Source organism: Streptococcus mitis, assembly GCF_023110375.1.
Taxonomy (GTDB): Bacteria; Bacillota; Bacilli; order Lactobacillales; family Streptococcaceae; genus Streptococcus; species Streptococcus mitis_CI.
The window spans coordinates 108,104-123,803 of record NZ_JALDVV010000004.1; the positions used below are offsets into that span (position 1 = coordinate 108,104).

The 15,700-nt window shown below is 40.6% G+C and carries 14 protein-coding genes; all 14 read left to right on the forward strand.

All coding sequences use genetic code 11. The features are described from left to right. The first annotated feature begins 46 nt into the window (after positions 1 to 46). A complete protein-coding gene (gene aroA / locus M1G12_RS04670; protein WP_247949480.1) occupies positions 47 to 1,330 on the forward strand; it encodes a 3-phosphoshikimate 1-carboxyvinyltransferase in 1,284 nt (427 codons plus the stop codon). Next, complete coding sequence (locus M1G12_RS04675; RefSeq protein WP_247942113.1) at positions 1,323 to 1,799, forward strand: shikimate kinase; 477 nt, start codon at positions 1,323 to 1,325, stop codon at positions 1,797 to 1,799. The genes aroA and M1G12_RS04675 overlap by 8 nt, the downstream gene beginning before the upstream one ends. Continuing rightward, on the forward strand, positions 1,796 to 2,644 hold the full coding sequence (gene pheA / locus M1G12_RS04680; RefSeq protein ID WP_247949481.1) for a prephenate dehydratase: 849 nt from the start codon (positions 1,796 to 1,798) through the stop codon (positions 2,642 to 2,644). Before M1G12_RS04675 ends, pheA begins: the two co-directional genes overlap by 4 nt. Continuing rightward, positions 2,641 to 3,951 carry an LCP family protein gene (locus tag M1G12_RS04685; RefSeq protein WP_024057048.1) on the forward strand — a complete coding sequence of 437 codons (1,311 nt, stop codon included), beginning with the start codon at positions 2,641 to 2,643 and terminating at the stop codon, positions 3,949 to 3,951. The genes pheA and M1G12_RS04685 overlap by 4 nt, the downstream gene beginning before the upstream one ends. A 125-nt stretch (positions 3,952 to 4,076) precedes the next feature. Beyond that, complete coding sequence (locus M1G12_RS04690; protein ID WP_141230763.1) at positions 4,077 to 4,922, forward strand: LicD family protein; 846 nt, start codon at positions 4,077 to 4,079, stop codon at positions 4,920 to 4,922. Then, positions 4,912 to 6,015 (forward strand): glycosyltransferase, encoded by a 1,104-nt coding sequence (locus M1G12_RS04695; protein ID WP_247949482.1) that lies wholly within the window; start codon positions 4,912 to 4,914, stop codon positions 6,013 to 6,015. Before M1G12_RS04690 ends, M1G12_RS04695 begins: the two co-directional genes overlap by 11 nt. 1 nt (position 6,016) lies before the next feature. Further along, on the forward strand, positions 6,017 to 7,003 hold the full coding sequence (locus M1G12_RS04700; RefSeq protein WP_247949483.1) for a glycosyltransferase family 2 protein: 987 nt from the start codon (positions 6,017 to 6,019) through the stop codon (positions 7,001 to 7,003). Positions 7,004 to 7,018: 15 nt separating this feature from the next. Then, positions 7,019 to 8,488, forward strand: a complete 1,470-nt coding sequence (locus M1G12_RS04705; protein WP_049502170.1) for an O-antigen polysaccharide polymerase Wzy family protein — start codon at positions 7,019 to 7,021, stop codon at positions 8,486 to 8,488. Then, the gene (tarQ, locus tag M1G12_RS04710; RefSeq protein ID WP_070527113.1) at positions 8,481 to 9,515 is read left to right on the forward strand and encodes a teichoic acid biosynthesis protein TarQ; all 1,035 of its coding nucleotides are present in this window, start codon (positions 8,481 to 8,483) and stop codon (positions 9,513 to 9,515) included. Before M1G12_RS04705 ends, tarQ begins: the two co-directional genes overlap by 8 nt. Before the next feature lie 199 nt (positions 9,516 to 9,714). Beyond that, the gene (gene mecA, locus M1G12_RS04715; protein WP_141230766.1) at positions 9,715 to 10,452 is read left to right on the forward strand and encodes an adaptor protein MecA; all 738 of its coding nucleotides are present in this window, start codon (positions 9,715 to 9,717) and stop codon (positions 10,450 to 10,452) included. Positions 10,453 to 10,603: 151 nt separating this feature from the next. Next, positions 10,604 to 11,890 (forward strand): homoserine dehydrogenase, encoded by a 1,287-nt coding sequence (locus M1G12_RS04720; protein ID WP_247949484.1) that lies wholly within the window; start codon positions 10,604 to 10,606, stop codon positions 11,888 to 11,890. 1 nt (position 11,891) lies between these two features. Next, positions 11,892 to 12,761 carry a homoserine kinase gene (gene thrB / locus M1G12_RS04725; RefSeq protein ID WP_247949485.1) on the forward strand — a complete coding sequence of 290 codons (870 nt, stop codon included), beginning with the start codon at positions 11,892 to 11,894 and terminating at the stop codon, positions 12,759 to 12,761. 214 nt (positions 12,762 to 12,975) lie between these two features. Further along, complete coding sequence (msrB, locus tag M1G12_RS04730; RefSeq protein WP_141230770.1) at positions 12,976 to 13,914, forward strand: peptide-methionine (R)-S-oxide reductase MsrB; 939 nt, start codon at positions 12,976 to 12,978, stop codon at positions 13,912 to 13,914. Positions 13,915 to 13,974: 60 nt separating this feature from the next. Next, the gene (locus M1G12_RS04735) at positions 13,975 to 15,699 is read left to right on the forward strand and encodes an ABC transporter ATP-binding protein (protein WP_247949486.1); all 1,725 of its coding nucleotides are present in this window, start codon (positions 13,975 to 13,977) and stop codon (positions 15,697 to 15,699) included. Position 15,700 lies beyond the last annotated feature (1 nt).

The following is a 15,700-nucleotide window of genomic DNA, read 5'->3' on the forward strand; positions in this document are numbered from 1 at the left end:
TTTTTATGATAAAATAGGTAAAAGTATTGCAAGTATGAGGTCCAGTATGAAACTAAAAACAAACATTAGCCACTTACACGGCAGTATCCGAGTTCCAGGTGACAAGTCTATCAGTCACCGTTCTATTATCTTTGGAAGTTTGGCTGAGGGTGAGACCAAGGTTTATGATATATTACGTGGCGAAGACGTCCTTTCGACCATGCAAGTCTTTCGTGACCTTGGTGTTGAGATTGAGGATAAAGATGAGGTTATTACCATCCAAGGTGTAGGTATGGATGGCTTAAAAGCGCCGCAAAATGCCCTTGATATGGGAAATTCTGGAACCTCGATTCGTCTGATTTCAGGTGTCCTTGCTGGTGCAGACTTTGAAGTAGAAATGTTTGGAGATGACAGTCTTTCCAAACGTCCAATGGACCGTGTGACCCTTCCCTTGAAAAAAATGGGCGTCAGTATTTCAGGTCAAACTAAGCGAGATCTGCCTCCCCTTCACTTAAAGGGGACTAAAAATTTAACACCTATTCAGTATGAGTTGCCGATTGCCTCTGCTCAAGTGAAGTCAGCCTTGATGTTTGCAGCCTTGCAGGCCCAGGGGGAGTCTGTAATTATCGAAAAAGAATGCACCCGTAATCATACTGAAGATATGCTGCAACAATTTGGTGGTCATTTAAGTGTGGACGGTAAGAAAATCACAGTCCAAGGACCACAAAAATTGACAGGACAAAAGGTGGTTGTTCCAGGAGATATTTCCAGTGCAGCATTTTGGTTGGTCGCAGGTTTGATTGTTCCAAATTCTCGTGTGGTGCTTAATAATGTGGGCATCAACGAAACGCGTACTGGTATTATTGATGTCATTCGTGCCATGGGTGGGAAACTAGAAATAACTGAAATTGACCCAGTCGCTAAATCTGCAACCTTAACTGTTGAGTCTTCAGACTTGAAAGGAATAGAAATTAGTGGAGCCTTGATTCCACGCTTGATTGATGAATTGCCAGTTATCGCTCTACTTGCGACTCAAGCCCAAGGTGTAACAGTTATTAAGGATGCTGAGGAACTCAAGGTTAAGGAAACAGACCGTATTCAGGTTGTGGCAGACGCCTTGAATAGTATGGGAGCAGATATTACTCCTACGGCAGATGGGATGATTATCAAAGGGAAATCAGCCCTTCACGGTGCTAGAGTCAATACTTTTGGTGACCACCGTATCGGCATGATGACAGCCATCGCAGCCCTCTTGGTTGCAGATGGAGAGGTGGAGCTTGACCGTGCAGAAGCCATCAATACCAGCTATCCTAGCTTCTTTGATGATTTGGAGAGCTTGATTCATGGCTAAGGTATTACTAGGATTTATGGGGGCTGGCAAATCGACTATTGCAAGAGGCTTGGACCCAGATTATCTCGATATGGATGCTCTGATAGAGAAGCGCTTAGGCATGTCCATTGCGGAATTTTTCTCGGAAAAGGGAGAAGCGACCTTTCGACAGGTGGAGTCAGAGGTTTTAACAGACTTACTAAAAACGGACCGAGTTGTGTCAACTGGTGGAGGAGTGGTTGTTTCTCAGAGAAATCGTGACTTACTCAAGACTAATGCAGATAATATCTACCTGAAAGCTGATTTTGAAACCCTCTACCACCGTATCGCAGCTGATAAGGACAATCAGCGTCCGCTTTTTCTAAATAATAGCAAGGAAGAACTTGCAGCTATTTTCCAAGAAAGACAGGCTTGGTATGAGGAAGTAGCTAGTCAGGTTTTGGATGTGACCAAGCTAAGCCCAGAGGAAATTATAGAGGAACTGAGATGAAAATTGCTTATCTAGGTCCCAAGGGATCATTTTCACACCACGTTGTGCAGACAGCTTTTCCTCAGGAGGAATTGCAGGCTTTTGCCAACATTACAGATGTCATCAAGTCCTATGAGCAAGGATTAGTGGACTATTCTGTGGTGCCAGTTGAAAATTCTATTGAGGGTAGTGTTCATGAAACCTTGGACTATCTTTTTCATCAGGCTCGTATCCAAGCAGTGGCAGAAATCGTTCAGCCTATTCATCAGCAGTTGATGGTGGTTCCAGGTCATACTAAGATTGAAAAGATTTTTTCTCATCCTCAGGCTTTGGCTCAAGGAAAGAAATTCATCGATGAACAATATCCAGAGGCCCAAATCGAGGTAACAGCTAGTACAGCTTATGCGGCCCGTTTTATTTCCGAACATCCAGACCAATCTTATGCGGCCATTGCTCCTAGAAGTTCTGCCGAAGAATATGGCTTGGAACTGATTGCCGAAGATATTCAAGAAATGGAAGCCAATTTCACACGTTTCTGGGTCTTGGGAGCTGAAAAGCCTGGTATTCCCTTGAAAGCACAAAGGGAGAAAATGAGTTTGGCCTTGACCTTACCTGACAACCTTCCCGGTGCCCTCTACAAGGCTCTTTCAACCTTTGCTTGGAGAGGAATTGACCTGACAAAAATTGAAAGTCGACCACTCAAGACAGCACTGGGAGAATACTTTTTCATTATCGATGTGGATTATGCCGATAAGGACTTGGTCCACTTTGCCCAAAAAGAATTAGAAGCGATTGGAATCCAGTATAAAGTTCTGGGAGCCTATCCTATTTATCCAATATCAGACCACGGAAAGGAGAGAAGATGAGTAAAGAAAATCCCTTAAGTCATCATGAGCAGTTACGTTATGACTATCTCTTTAAGAACATTCATTATCTCAATGAGCGAGAGAAAAAAGAGTTTGCTTACTTGCAAGGTAAGTTAAATATGGCTAGTGGTAGTGAAGCTTCACCAGAAATTCATAGTGAAAATCATGATATGGAAGAGTCTTTCATGGAACCAATCAATCAGTCTCCTCTTCCATCCTATGGTAACCGTAGTCGTGCAAAAAAATACCAGAAAAGCCATTCTCTTCCAAAGGTTAAGTCCAAGAAACGTAAGATTCGTTGGGGGCGCATTTTTGCAGGATTGCTTGCTCTTCTAGCCTGTGTTGGTTTTGGTATGATTTTTATGTTCCTAAAAGGTTATTCAAATGCGGATCCAACCAAACCTGCCAATGCTAAGGCAGCTCAAGTAGAAGTTTTTCATGGTCAAGATACCAAGGATGGGGTCAATATTTTGATTATGGGAACGGATGGACGGATTGGCCAAAATAGTGCTGAGACGAGAACGGACTCGATTATGGTTCTAAACGTTGGTGGCTCAGATAAAAAAATCAAACTGGCCAGCTTTATGCGTGACAATTTGGTTTATATAGACGGATACAGTCAAGTCATTAATGGTAGAAAGCAGTCCGATAATAAGTTGAATGTGGCCTATGAGTTAGGGGAACAAGAGGGGCAAAAAGGGGCAGAAATGGTTCGAAAAGTCCTAAAAGACAATTTTGACTTGGACATTAAGTACTACGCTTTGGTAGACTTCCAGGCCTTCGCAACTGCTATTGACACCCTATTTCCTGACGGTGTAACGATTGATGCCAAATTCTCAACCTTAGAAGGTCAACCTTTAACCGAAGCTACAGTCGGAGATGATTTACATGCTACGGAAACAGAGTCACCAACCCAGACTATTAAAGTTGGGAAACAGCAGATGAACGGTTCAACCTTGCTCAATTATGCACGTTTCCGTGATGATGATGAAGGTGATTACGGTCGTACCAAGAGACAACAGCAAGTGCTGACAGCTGTTCTGCAGCAACTCAAGGATCCAACCAAACTCTTTACTGGATCAGAAGCACTTGGTAAGGTCTTTGGGATGACCTCTACGAATGTTCCGTATAGTTTCCTACTGACCAATGGTTTATCCTTCCTAGATGGAGCGCAAAATGGCATTGAAAGATTAACAGTTCCAGAACTAGGTGATTGGGTCGATGCCTATGATGTCTATGGAGGACAGGCACTCTTAGTAGACCAAAATAAATATCAAACCAAGCTCGCTCAAATGGGAATGAGATAAGATAAGACAGAAAAATCAAAGTTTGAAGGCTATGTATCCAGCAGTCAAGCTTTGATTTTTTACAGTCTGCAATAGATTTTCATCCCTTATTTATGGTATAATGGAACGATACGATAGAAAGAATAATGAACAATATGACTGATTTAAAAGCAATTCAGGCTCGAAGTCTGGAGATGGCTGAATATTTTGTGGCTTTTTGCAAGGAACATGATTTGCTTTGTTATCTCTGTGGAGGAGGTGCTATTGGCGCCCTTCGAAACAAGGGGTTTATTCCTTGGGACGACGACCTAGACTTTTTTATGCCCCGTAAGGACTATGAAAAATTAGCAGAATTATGGCCTCGTTATGCAGATGAGCGTTATTTCTTGTCAAAGAGTAATAAGGATTTTGTCGACCGCAATCTTTTTATTACCATTCGTGACAAGGAAACTACCTGTATCAAACCTTATCAGCAGGATTTGGATTTGCCACATGGTCTGGCCTTGGATGTTTTACCTTTGGATTATTATCCTAAAAATCCAGCTGAGCGGAAAAAGCAGGTTCACTGGGCCTTGATTTATTCTCTTTTTTGTGCGCAAACTATTCCAGAAAAACATGGCGCACTTATGAAGTGGGGAAGTCGCATTTTACTCGGTTTGACGCCGAAATCTCTTCGTTATCGCATTTGGAAAAAAGCTGAAAAAGAAATGACCAAGTACAGTCTAGCTGAGAGCGATGGAATCACGGAATTATGCTCGGGTCCTGGTTACATGAGAAATAAGTACCTAATCGAATCTTTTGAAGATAATCTCTTCTTGCCATTTGAAGAGACAGAGATGCCTATTCCAGTCGGCTATGATGCTTATCTCAGCACTGCTTTTGGGGATTATATGACACCTCCACCAGCAGACAAGCAAGTACCACATCATGATGCTGTCATCGCTGATATGGATAAGTCTTATACAGAATACAAGGGAGAATATGGTGGCTAAGAAAAAAATATTATTTTTTATGTGGTCTTTTTCTCTCGGGGGTGGAGCAGAGAAGATTCTATCTACCATTGTTTCAAATCTAGATCCAGAAAAGTATGATATTGATATTCTTGAAATGGAACATTTTGATAAGGGATACGAATCTGTTCCCAAGCATGTATGCATTTTAAAATCCCTTCAGGATTATCGCCAAGCCAGATGGATTCGAGCTCTTTTGTGGAGAATGAGAATTTATTTTCCAAGATTGACTCGTCGCTTGCTTGTAAGAGATGACTATGATGTTGAAGTTTCTTTTACTATTATGAATCCTCCACTTTTGTTCTCTAAAAGAAAAGAAGTCAAGAAAATCTCCTGGATTCATGGAAGTATCGAAGAATTTATTAAGGATAGCTCCAAAAGAGAATCACATAGACGCCAGTTGGATGCTGCGAATACCATTGTAGGAATTTCGAATAAAACCAGCAATTCTATCAAGGAAGTCTATCCAGACTATGCTTCGAAATTACGGACAGTTTACAATGGATATGATTTTCAGAGCATTCTAGAAAAATCTCAAGAGAAGATCGATATCGAGATTGCGCCTCAAAGTATCTGTACTATCGGACGGATTGAGGAAAATAAGGGTTCTGACCGTGTGGTAGAAGTGATACGATTATTACACCAAGAGGGAAAAAACTATCATCTCTACTTCATAGGGGCTGGGGATATGGAAGAGGAACTGAAAAAACGAGTTAAAGAATATGAGCTTGAAGACTATGTACATTTCCTTGGTTATCAAAAAAATCCTTATCAGTATTTATCTCAGACGAAAGTTCTCTTGTCTATGTCTAAACAAGAAGGGTTTCCTGGAGTGTATGTGGAAGCCTTGAGTCTGGGACTTCCTTTTGTCTCAACTGACGTCGGAGGGGCTGAGGAATTATCCCAAGAAGGACGATTTGGACAAATCATTGAGAGCAATCAAGAGGCGGCTCAGGCAATTACGAACTATATGACTTCTGCCTCAAACTTCGATGTCAATGAGGCTAGTCAATTCATTCAACAATTTACAATTGTCAAACAAATCGAACAAGTAGAAAAACTATTAGAGGAGTAGCATGGAAACTGCATTAATTAGTGTGATTGTGCCAGTATATAATGTGGCACAATACCTAGAAAAATCGATAGCTTCCATTCAGGAGCAGACCTATCAAAATCTGGAAATCATTCTTGTTGATGATGGAGCAACAGATGAAAGTGGTCGCTTGTGTGATTCAATCGCTGAACAAGATGATAGGGTGTCAGTGCTTCATAAAAAGAATGAAGGCTTGTCACAAGCGCGAAACGATGGAATGAAGCAGGCTCATGGGGATTATCTGATTTTTATTGACTCAGATGATTATATCCATCCAGAAATGATTCAGAGTTTATATGAGCAATTAATTCAAGAAGATGCGGATGTTTCGAGCTGTGGTGTCATGAATGTCTATGCAAATGATGAAAGTCCACAGTCAGCCAATCAGGATGACTATTTTGTCTGTGATTCTCAAACATTTCTAAAGGAATACCTCATAGGTGAAAAAATACCTGGAACGATCTGCAATAAGCTAATTAAGAAAGAAATTGCAATTGCCCTATCCTTTCCTAAAGGATTGATTTACGAAGATGCCTATTATCATTTTGATTTAATCAAGTTGGCTAAGCAGTACGTGGTTAATACCAAACCCTATTATTACTATTTCCATAGAGGGGATAGCATTACGACCAAACCGTATGCAGAGAAGGATTTAGCCTATATTGATATCTACCAAAAGTTTTACAATGAAGTTGTGAAAAACTATTCTGACTTGAAAGAGGTTGCTTTTTTCAGATTGGCCTATGCTCACTTCTTCATTATGGATAAGATGTTACTAGATGATCAGTATAAAAAATTTGAAGCCTATTCTCAGATTCATCGATTTTTAAAAGGCCATGCCTTTGCTATTGCTAGGAATCCAATTTTCCGTAAGGGGAGAAGAATTAGTGCTTTGGCTCTATTCATAAATATTTCCTTATACCGATTCTTATTACTAAAAAATATTGAAAAATCTAAAAAATTACATTAGAACGGGGGTGAGCAAGTGATTGATGGAAAACGATTATTATTTAGTTTGACCATAGTCAGCTATGCCTTGACGCTAGTAAGTGGAATTGTGTATCTGTTTAATAATAATAATGTTAGCTTGCTTTCTACTTTATTGTTCTTACTGGTTAGTAGCTTAATTGCCTGCTGGAATGATATCAAGTATTACTTAATCCATTTTATTTTCTATTTAACTATTTTTGTATTTCTGGTATCAAGACCGACCATTGATTATTTTAGGGATGGCGCTCTGGATACCTATCATCCGATAGCCTATCGCTTTGCCTTTATAGTCGTCATGGTTTCGATTCTGGGCTTGACCACAGGAGGCGTACTGGCTCGTTACTTCATAGCTAGGAAGAACATAAAAGTACCAAAGATAGGAAATTCTATAAAAGAGATTTATATCAAGCGGTTACGCTTTGTATCACTAGGAGTTTTTCTTCTAACCTATCCTTTCTATTTTATTCGCTTATTTGAACGGCTCCTGTATCGTCTGCAGACTTCCTACTATGCCTACTATGCAAATTTTGAAAGTAAACTTCCTTATTTTACCTACATTTTGTCTACCTTTACGGTCTATGCAATGTGTATGTATCTGGCAACCAAGCCAAAGAAATTGCAGGCGACAGCAGTGTTGGTATCCTTCATTGTAGCCAATACCATTCATTTGGCAATCGGGACACGAAATCCCTTTATTTTAAGTATTTTATTTGCTTTTGTTTATTACTTTATGCGGGAGCAAACTGAAAAGGGAAAATGGATTGGGTTTAAAGAAAAGTTAGCGATTTTTGTCGGTTCTCCTATTCTTATGTTAGCGATGGGAGTGCTCAATTATGTACGGGATAATGTCCAGGTTTCCCATACAGGTTTCTGGGATATCTTACTTGACTTTATCTATAAACAAGGGACTAGTTTTGGTGTTCTGGCTCGAGGTTTTCTATTTAACAGTAGCCTTCCTTACCGAGATTTACGCAATTTTACTTTTGGTCCTGTCATTGATTATTTTGCAAGAGGAAGTTTGGGGGCTATTTTCGGAGGAAAAGCCTTTGAACATACAACCAATAGTGTGGAGCTAGCTATTGATAGTAATAGTTATGCCCACAATCTATCCTATCTTGTTTTGAACAAGGAATACTTGAAAGGACATGGTATCGGAAGTAGTTATATCATGGAGTTGTATACAGACTATGGTATGATAGGAGTCTTTCTACTTAGTCTCTTACTCGGTATGCTATTTATAGCCATGTTGCAAGTAGCCTATCGCTCTAGAACAATCCTATTTGCCTTGTCCCTACTCATCTTGAATAATCTATTCTTTATGCCAAGAAGTAGCTTTTCAGAAAGTTTCTTCAATCTATTTACAATGCAATTCTGGGGAATTGTTCTTGTGATTATATTTGTAGCAAAAATGCTTACAAAAGAGAACCAGTATCTACTAAACAAAGGAGAAAAAAATCATGTTTGAACATTATTCAGTAGCTGATTTGTTTGCAAATCTTTACAAAAAACGAAAAGCAAATATTCTAGCTCTCATCGCTTTATTTGCTCTCATTGCTGTACCATTTACAATTAAAGCAGTTAAGAATAAAAATACTGTCAAAGACACAACAAGTTATTCAACTTATATCAGCTATAAAATCACTCCTCCAGAAGATTCAGCCAAAACGATTTTGAATCATCAAATTGGTGGCTATAGTGATTTCTACGGGAAATTGATTGATGGGAATTTGAATGGAGCTTATCTTTTCAATGATGTAGAGTCTAGTGAGTTGAAAAAAATTGCTAGTGAATTAGATACGACAGAAACAACCTTGAAAAATTCTACGAATGATTATTGGTGGAAAAAATTAACTGTCTACTATATGATTGACGATGCAGGGGTTGGTGTGAAAATTTTGACACCAAGTAAAGATGCTAATGACTTGTTGGAGCGAAAAATTGATGGATTGATTGAGAAATTTAAACACACTTATGCAAATGTAAAAATTGAAAAATTGGAAACCATCAACTCTAAAGAATTGAATGCAAACGGTGAGACAGCGCTTGGATTGAATGTGAAGAACTTGATTCTCCGTTTAGCTGTTATTGGAGTAGTTTGTGTGATTTTGGTTGTGATGGGAAATGTATTGGTTTATCTCTTTAATCCAACCATCAATAGAGCAGGTGATTTTTCTCAGTATCAAATTGATTTTGTAACAGAGATTACAACAATTGCCAACCTAGCAGATATCCTATCATACAAAAATGCTGGACAAGAATTAACAATCGTTAGCTCAAACAAAGCTATCCTAGATAAATTGAAACAAAATCAAGAGGCCTTAAAAGGAATGCATTTTGTGGATTTACAAGATGTACCATCTCTTTTGGAAAGAGATACAGTCCTTCTTGTTGAAGAGTATGGAGTGACTCGTTATAAGAAATTTGAACAAAGTCTTCAAATTCTTAGAAACTTAAATCGTTCTATCCTCGGTGTAGCAACCTTTAAATTATAAGCATTCTGATGTATCAGGTCTTCAAAGTTGGCTAAGAGTCGATTTTGAAGGCTTTTTCTATTTGTCATCAGAAATTTTCTTTTAGAGTCTGCTACAGAAAGACCCTGGGGAAAATCTAGCTTGATAGAGGAGCCTTCTTTTGATAAAATCGTAAAAATCTAGTATAATAGATAGAACTGAAAGTATGAGGTTACTAGCAATGAAAATGAAACAAATTAGTGATACAACTTTGAAAATCACGATGTCTTTAGAGGATTTAATGGATCGTGGCATGGAGATTGCTGACTTTCTCGTTCCTCAAGAAAAAACAGAAGAGTTCTTTTATGCTATCTTGGATGAGTTAGAGATGCCTGAGAGCTTTTTGGATACAGGCATGTTGAGCTTCCGTGTGACTCCAAAACCTGATAAGGTAGATGTCTTTGTAACCAAATCTAAGATTGACCAAAATCTAGATTTTGAAGACTTATCGGATTTACCAGATATGGAAGAATTGGCTCAAATGTCGCCAGATGAATTTATCAAAACCTTGGAAAAAAGCATCGCAGACAAAACCAAGGATGATATCGAAGCCATTCAATCTCTAGAGCAAGTCGAAGCCAAGGAAGAAGAGCAGGAGCAGGCTGAACAAGAAGTTGAAAGCAAGAAAGAGCCTTACATCTACTACATCCTTTCTTTTGCTAAGTTGGCTGATTTGGTGGCTTTTGCCAAGACAGTGACTTTTGAGATGGAAACTTCTGAACTTTACAAGATGAATGAGCGCTATTATTTGACCATTTTAGTGGATATTGAAAATCATCCAAGTCCATATCCAGCGTGGCTTTTGGCCCGTATGCGCGAGTTTGCAGACGATAGTGACATCAGTCGTTCAGTCTTGCAAGAGTATGGTCAAGTCTTGATGAATCACGATGCAGTGCTAAATCTGCAAAAGATTGGATAATCCTTTTTGGAAAGCTATTTCTAGATTTTGAGAAGAGCGAATCGTCTGATTCGTTTTTTCTTTTCTAGATTGAAATAGTGATTTACTATAATAGGAATTTTCACAAAATTCTGTTATAATGGCTATATTAGAAAATTTCGAGGAGACAAACATGACAGTTAAAATTGCTTTACTAGGATTTGGTACCGTTGCAAGTGGTGTGCCTTTCCTCCTAAAGGAAAATGGAGAAAAAATCAATCAATCAGCACATTCAGAGATTGAAGTTGCTAAGGTGTTGGTCAAGGATGAAGATGAGAAAAATCGCTTGCTTGTAGCAGGGAATAACTTTAACTTTGTAACCAATGTGGATGACATTTTATCAGACCAAGACATTACGATCGTAGTGGAGTTGATGGGTCGTATCGAACCTGCTAAGACCTTTATCACTCGTGCCTTGGAGGCTGGCAAACACGTTGTTACTGCTAACAAGGACCTTTTGGCTGTCCATGGTGCAGAACTGTTAGAAATCGCTAAAGCTAACAAGGTAGCACTTTACTATGAAGCAGCAGTAGCTGGTGGGATTCCAATTCTTCGTACTTTGGCAAATTCCTTGGCTTCTGACAAAATTACGCGCGTGCTTGGAGTAGTCAACGGAACGTCCAACTTCATGATGACCAAGATGGTGGAAGAAGGCTGGTCTTATGATGATGCTCTTGCGGAAGCGCAACGTCTAGGATTTGCAGAAAGCGACCCGACAAATGACGTGGATGGGATTGATGCAGCCTACAAGATGGTGATTTTGAGCCAATTTGCTTTTGGCATGAAGGTCGCTTTTGACGATGTAGCCCACAAGGGAATCCGCAACATTACACCAGAAGACGTAGCTGTAGCACAAGATCTTGGCTATGTAGTGAAATTGGTTGGTTCTATTGAGGAAACTCCTTCAGGAATTGCTGCAGAAGTAACTCCAACCTTCCTACCTAAAGCACACCCACTTGCTAGTGTGAATGGCGTAATGAACGCTGTCTTTGTAGAATCTATCGGTATTGGTGAGTCTATGTACTATGGACCAGGTGCTGGTCAAAAACCAACAGCAACAAGTGTGGTGGCGGATATTGTCCGTATTGTTCGTCGCTTGAATGATGGTACCATTGGCAAAGATTTCAACGAATACAGCCGTGACTTGGTCTTGGCAAATCCTGAGGATGTTAAAGCAAATTACTACTTCTCAATCTTGGCTCCAGACTCAAAAGGTCAGGTCTTGAAATTGGCTGAAATCTTCAATGCTCAAGATATTTCCTTCAAGCAAATCCTACAAGATGGAAAAGATGGTGACAAGGCGCGTGTTGTGATCATCACACACAAGATTAATAAAGCCCAGCTTGAAAATGTCTCAGATGAATTGAAGAAGGTTTCAGAATTCGACCTCTTGAATACCTTCAAGGTGCTAGGAGAATAAGATGAAGATTATTGTACCTGCAACCAGTGCCAATATCGGGCCAGGTTTTGACTCGGTCGGTGTAGCTGTAACCAAGTATCTTCAAATAGAGGTCTGTGAAGAACGAGATGAGTGGCTGATTGAACACCAGATTGGTAAATGGATTCCTCATGACGAGCGTAATCTCTTGCTCAAAATCGCTTTGCAAATTATGCCAGACTTGCAACCAAGACGTTTGAAAATGACAAGTGATGTTCCCTTAGCGCGTGGTTTGGGTTCTTCCAGCTCGGTTATTGTAGCTGGGATTGAACTAGCCAACCAACTAGGCAAGCTCAACTTGTCTGACCATGAAAAGTTGCAGTTAGCGACCAAGATTGAAGGACATCCTGACAATGTGGCTCCAGCTATTTATGGTAATCTCGTTATTGCAAGTTCCGTTGAAGGGCAAGTTTCTGCTATCGTAGCAGACTTCCCAGAGTGTAATTTCCTAGCCTACATTCCAAACTATGAATTGCGTACTCGAGACAGCCGTGGCGTCTTGCCTAAGAAATTGTCTTACAAGGAAGCTGTTGCGGCTAGTTCTATCGCCAATGTGGCGGTTGCAGCCTTGTTGGCAGGAGACATGGTGACCGCTGGGCAAGCAATCGAGGGCGACCTCTTCCACGAGCGCTATCGTCAGGACTTGGTGAGAGAATTTGCAACGATTAAGCAAGTGGCCAAAGAAAATGGTGCCTATGCAACCTACCTTTCTGGTGCTGGGCCGACAGTTATGGTTTTGGCTTCTCACGACAAGATGCCAGCGATTAAGGCAGAATTGGAAAAGCAACCCTTCAAAGGAAAACTTCATGACTTGAAAGTTGATACCCAAGGTGTCCGTGTCGAAGCAAAATAAAGAATAGAAGATAGGATGGGGAAACTCTTGATCAGAGGGCTTCCTATCCTTTTTTTGAAAAGAAGTTTATACTCAATGAAAATCAAAGAGCAAACTAGGAAGCTAGCCGCAGGCTGCTCAAAACACTGTTTTGAGGCTGCAGATGGAAGCTGACGTGGTTTGAATTTAATTTTCGAAGAGTATTAGTTAAAAACTTGGTAAAGGAGAAACGAAGATGGCAGAAATATATTTAGCAGGTGGTTGTTTTTGGGGTTTAGAGGAGTATTTTTCACGCATTTCTGGAGTGCTAGCAACCAGTGTTGGCTACGCTAATGGTCAAGTCGAAACGACCAATTACCAGCTGCTCAAGGAAACAGACCATGCAGAAACGGTTCAAGTGATTTACGATGAGAAAGCAGTATCACTCAGAGAAATTTTGCTTTATTATTTCCGTGTTATTGATCCATTATCAGTCAATCAACAAGGGAATGACCGTGGTCGCCAATATCGAACTGGGATTTATTACCAGGACGAAGTAGACTTGCCAACTGTCTACACTGTGGTGCAGGAGCAGGAGCGCATGCTGGGTCGAAAGATTGCAGTGGAAGTGGAGAAACTACGTCATTACATTCTGGCTGAAGACTACCACCAAGACTATCTTAAGAAAAATCCTTCAGGTTACTGTCATATCGATGTGACCGATGCTGATAAGCCATTGATTGATGCAGCAAGCTATGAAAAACCTAGTCAAGAGGTGTTAAAGGGCAGTTTATCTGAAGAATCCTATCGTGTTACCCAAGAAGCTGCCACAGAGGCTCCATTTACCAATGCCTATGATCAAACCTTTGAAGAGGGAATTTATGTAGATATTACGACAGGTGAGCCACTCTTTTTTGCCAAGGATAAGTTTGCCTCAGGTTGTGGTTGGCCAAGTTTTAGCCGTCCGATTTCCAAGGAATTGATTCATTATTACAAGGATCTCAGTCATGGAATGGAGCGAATTGAGGTTCGTTCTCGGTCGGGGAATGCTCACTTGGGTCATGTTTTCACAGATGGACCGCGTGAGTTTGGTGGCCTCCGTTACTGTATCAATTCCGCTTCCTTGCGCTTTGTGGCCAAGGATGAGATGGAAGAAGCAGGATATGGCTATCTACTGCCTTACTTAAACAAATAAAACAGAGAGGGTGGGTGCTTCCCACTTTCTTCATTTCCAGAATACGAATAGAAGGGATTTATGAAACACCTATTATCTTACTTCAAACCCTATATCAAGGAATCGATTTTAGCTCCCTTATTCAAGCTGTTAGAAGCTATTTTTGAGCTCTTGGTTCCCATGGTGATTGCTGGGATTGTTGACCAATCCTTGCCCCAAAGAAATCAAGGTCATCTATGGATGCAGATTGGCCTGCTCCTTATCTTTGCAGTAATTGGTGTTGTAGTGGCCTTAATAGCCCAATTCTACTCAGCCAAGGCTGCGGTGGGTTTTGCCAAGGAATTGACAAACGACCTCTATCGACATATTCTTTCCTTGCCTAAGGACAGCAGAGACCGTTTGACAACTTCTAGCTTGGTCACTCGCTTGACTTCGGACACTTACCAGATTCAGACTGGGATCAATCAATTCCTGCGTCTCTTTTTGCGAGCGCCTATTATCGTTTTTGGTGCCATTTTTATGGCTTATCGCATCTCAGCTGAGCTGACTTTCTGGTTCTTGGTCATGGTTGTCATTTTGACCATTGTTATTGTAGGGCTCTCTAGACTGATTAATCCTCTCTACAGTGTTCTCAGAAAGAAAACGGACCAACTGGTTCAAGAAACGCGCCAGCAATTACAAGGTATGCGGGTTATTCGTGCTTTTGGACAAGAAAAACGAGAGTTACAGATTTTTCAGACCCTTAACCAAGTTTATGCCAGATTGCAAGAAAAAACAGGTTTCTGGTCTAGCTTATTAACACCTCTGACCTATCTGATTGTTAATGGAACTCTCCTCGTTATTATCTGGCAGGGATATATTTCAATTCAAGGAGGATTGCTCAGTCAAGGTGCTCTCATTGCCCTTATCAACTATCTCCTACAGATTTTGGTGGAATTGGTTAAGCTAGCTATGCTGATAAATTCTCTCAATCAGTCCTATATCTCTGCCAAGCGAATCGAGGAAGTTTTTGCTGAGGCTCCAGAAGATATTTATTTAGAATTAGAGAAAAAGCAAGTTACCAGCAATCAGATTTTACAAGTCCAAGAATTGACCTTTACCTATCCTGATGCGGCCCAGCCTTCTCTGAGAGACATTTCCTTTGATATGCAGCAAGGGCAAATCCTTGGTATCATCGGAGGGACGGGTTCTGGTAAATCAAGCTTGGTGCAAGTCTTACTTGGACTTTATCCAGCAGACAAGGGGAGCATTGACCTTTATCGAGATGGATCTAGTCCTAGTAATTTAGAGGAGTGGCGGTCTTGGATTGCCTATGTGCCCCAAAAAGTCGAACTCTTTAAAGGAACCATTCGTTCCAACTTGACTCTAGGTTTACATCAAGAAGTAAGAGACCAAGAACTCTGGCAGGCCTTGGAAATTGCGCAAGCAAAGGATTTTGTCAGTGAAAAGGAAGGACTCTTGGATGCCATAGTTGAGGCAGGAGGGCGAAATTTCTCGGGCGGTCAAAAACAAAGGCTGTCCATCGCACGAGCAGTTTTGCGCCAGACTCCGTTTCTCATCCTAGATGATGCGACCTCAGCACTGGACACTATTACTGAGTCTAAGCTCTTGAAAGCTATCCGAGAAAACCTGCCAAATACAAGTTTAATCTTGATTTCTCAACGGACTTCGACGCTTCAGATGGCAGACAAGATTCTCCTCTTGGAAAAAGGGGAGCTCCTAGCTATCGGCAAGCACGAGGACTTGATGAAATCCAGTCAAGTCTATCGAGAAATCAATGCATCCCAACATGGAAAGGAGGACTAGC

Bases quoted from the DNA above. Each gene is read 5' to 3' on its own strand.
- aroA (WP_247949480.1), top strand. From the start codon at position 47: ATGAAACTAAAAACAAACATTAGCCACTTACACGGCAGTATCCGAGTT.
- M1G12_RS04675 (WP_247942113.1), top strand. From the start codon at position 1,323: ATGGCTAAGGTATTACTAGGATTTATGGGGGCTGGCAAATCGACTATT.
- pheA (WP_247949481.1), top strand. From the start codon at position 1,796: ATGAAAATTGCTTATCTAGGTCCCAAGGGATCATTTTCACACCACGTT.
- M1G12_RS04685 (WP_024057048.1), top strand. From the start codon at position 2,641: ATGAGTAAAGAAAATCCCTTAAGTCATCATGAGCAGTTACGTTATGAC.
- M1G12_RS04690 (WP_141230763.1), top strand. From the start codon at position 4,077: ATGAACAATATGACTGATTTAAAAGCAATTCAGGCTCGAAGTCTGGAG.
- M1G12_RS04695 (WP_247949482.1), top strand. From the start codon at position 4,912: ATGGTGGCTAAGAAAAAAATATTATTTTTTATGTGGTCTTTTTCTCTC.
- M1G12_RS04700 (WP_247949483.1), top strand. From the start codon at position 6,017: ATGGAAACTGCATTAATTAGTGTGATTGTGCCAGTATATAATGTGGCA.
- tarQ (WP_070527113.1), top strand. From the start codon at position 8,481: ATGTTTGAACATTATTCAGTAGCTGATTTGTTTGCAAATCTTTACAAA.
- mecA (WP_141230766.1), top strand. From the start codon at position 9,715: ATGAAAATGAAACAAATTAGTGATACAACTTTGAAAATCACGATGTCT.
- M1G12_RS04720 (WP_247949484.1), top strand. From the start codon at position 10,604: ATGACAGTTAAAATTGCTTTACTAGGATTTGGTACCGTTGCAAGTGGT.
- thrB (WP_247949485.1), top strand. From the start codon at position 11,892: ATGAAGATTATTGTACCTGCAACCAGTGCCAATATCGGGCCAGGTTTT.
- msrB (WP_141230770.1), top strand. From the start codon at position 12,976: ATGGCAGAAATATATTTAGCAGGTGGTTGTTTTTGGGGTTTAGAGGAG.
- M1G12_RS04735 (WP_247949486.1), top strand. From the start codon at position 13,975: ATGAAACACCTATTATCTTACTTCAAACCCTATATCAAGGAATCGATT.